The following is a 2,184-nucleotide window of genomic DNA, read 5'->3' on the forward strand; positions in this document are numbered from 1 at the left end:
ATATTTCAATTTTTTGGTGTTGATTTGAAAAGACATAAAGGATTAGGTGGTGGGCATTGATGGATCATACTACTCTTGAAATTATTGTACTTACAGTAACATTTATTGGATTAATGCTGATACGAGTGCCAATTTCGTTGTGCATTGTCTCCTCTACGCTCGTTGTTTTTTTAATGGAGGATTTTGGCCTTGAGTTAATTTCTCACAAAATGATCGATGGCCTTAATAACTATGCGTTACTTACCATTCCTTTCTTTATTTTGGCTGGTCAAATTATGGGGGAAGGCGGGCTAGCGAAACGATTAATAAAGTTCGCATTGCTAGGTTTTGGCCGATTTAAGGGTGGTCTCGCTATGGTAAACTGCCTTGCTTGCCTATTGTTTGGTAACATTTCCGGCTCAGCTGCTGCCGATATGGCTTCTGTGGGCACGGTTATGATCCCGCAAATGGTAAAAAAAGGATATAGCAAGGAATTTGCTACAAGCCTTACTATTTCTGCTTCTATACAAGGTGTTGTTGTTCCACCAAGTCATAATTTGATTTTGTATGCACTTGCTTATGGCGCATCTGCTCCGTCTATCAATGCTCTTTTCTTAGCAGGTGTTTTTCCTGGTTTCGTTATATGTGCAATCTTAATGATTGCTGGTCGATTTCTAGCTATTAGAAATGGTTACACAGTGCAGGAAATAATACCGCAGGAAGAACGCGGGAAAGTTATTTTTGACGGAATATTTTCTATTATGCCTTGCGTTATCATTCTAGGGGGTATTTTTACAGGTTGGTTTACAGCCACTGAAGCGGGAGCTATTGCTTGCTTGTACGCTTTCATTATTACCTTCTTCTTTTATCGAGATATTCCCATTACAGAGTTTTGGCCCATTATATTAAAAACATTAAGAATCTGCTCTCTTGTGTTTTTCTTAATGGCAGCTTCTGCAGCATTTAGTTATGTTCTAACAATCTTGCGTATACCAGATATGGTTACTGCACTTCTATTAGGAATATCCAATAACCCACTCATCGTATTGTTTATCATAGCTTGCCTGTTGATTTTGCTAAGCGCACCGATGGATATGGCACCATTGATTATGATTATGACACCAATCTTAAAGCCAGTTATACTTAACATGCATATAGACCCTCTTCATTTCGGAATTATTATGATGCTCAGCCTAGGAATTGGCTTGACGATTCCACCTCATGGAGCTGTTTTGTTTATCGGGTGTGCCTTGACAGATACACCGATAGGGAGAGCCGTAAGGCATATGACCCCATTCTATGCTATCCTGTTTGTTTGTTTGATGGTAATTATCTACGTTCCCCAATTGTCTCTATACTTACCACATTTCTTGCGTTAAATACATTTAGTATTTAAAAATAATAAATTAAAAAAGGAGCTTAGAAAATGAAGAAAAGTTTGTCCTTTCTAACCGTATCGCTGCTGTGTGCTGCTTTATTGACTGGTTGTAGCTCAGGAGGTTCAAAAACCGCGGACAAATCGGGTGAAGGAGCAAAAGTGACTATCAGGCTGGCTGAAGCTCACCCAGCGGACTATCCTACAACATTAGGTGACAAGAAATTTGCAGAACTTGTTAAACAAGCCTCAAACGGCAGAATTAATGTTGAAGTTTATCCTGGCGGAACATTAGGTGACGAAAACTCAGTTGTAAGTCAGGTGCAATCAGGTGGTACAGTTGATATGACAAGAGTGAGCAGTGCTACACTTACCTCCTTCAACCCCCAAATGGGATTGTTTGCTCTTCCATATTTATTTACAGACTCAAAACAAGAATGGGCATTTTTGGATAGCGAAAAAGGGCAGAAACTGCTAAAAGACCTTCAATCATCTAATATGATGGGATTGGCTTACTATGAGTCTGGCGCTAGAAGCTTCTATTCCAGCAAGCCTCTTACCAAACTTGCCGACTTGAAAGGTCAAAAAATACGCGTACAACAAAGTGCAATTACCCTTGAGATGGTTACTGCTCTAGGTGCAAATCCTATTGTAATGCCATATGGTGATGTATTCGGAGCATTACAAACTGGTACAATTGATGCTGCAGAAAATAATGCGCCTTCATTTGAATCTGCAAACCACTATACAGTTGCGAAAAATTATATTTTAGATGGACATCAGCGTGTTCCTGAAGTACTTTTGATGAACTTAGCTATGTGGAATAAATT

The 2,184-nt window shown here is 39.3% G+C and carries 2 protein-coding genes; both read left to right on the forward strand.

The genetic code is table 11. From position 1 onward, the window contains the following. The first annotated feature begins 59 nt into the window (after positions 1-59). Positions 60-1,358 (forward strand): TRAP transporter large permease, encoded by a 1,299-nt coding sequence (locus QSJ81_RS25615; protein WP_285720121.1) that lies wholly within the window; start codon positions 60-62, stop codon positions 1,356-1,358. A 47-nt stretch (positions 1,359-1,405) separates the two neighbouring features. Further along, a partial coding sequence (locus QSJ81_RS25620) for a TRAP transporter substrate-binding protein (RefSeq protein ID WP_285720122.1) occupies positions 1,406-2,184 on the forward strand: 779 nt, incomplete at its 3' end.

This window comes from Pelosinus sp. IPA-1, assembly GCF_030269905.1.
Taxonomy (GTDB): domain Bacteria; phylum Bacillota; class Negativicutes; order DSM-13327; family DSM-13327; genus Pelosinus.

What these genes read in the sequence shown, in the direction of transcription:
- QSJ81_RS25615 (WP_285720121.1), top strand. Translation starts at nt 60, where the DNA reads ATGGATCATACTACTCTTGAAATTATTGTACTTACAGTAACATTTATT.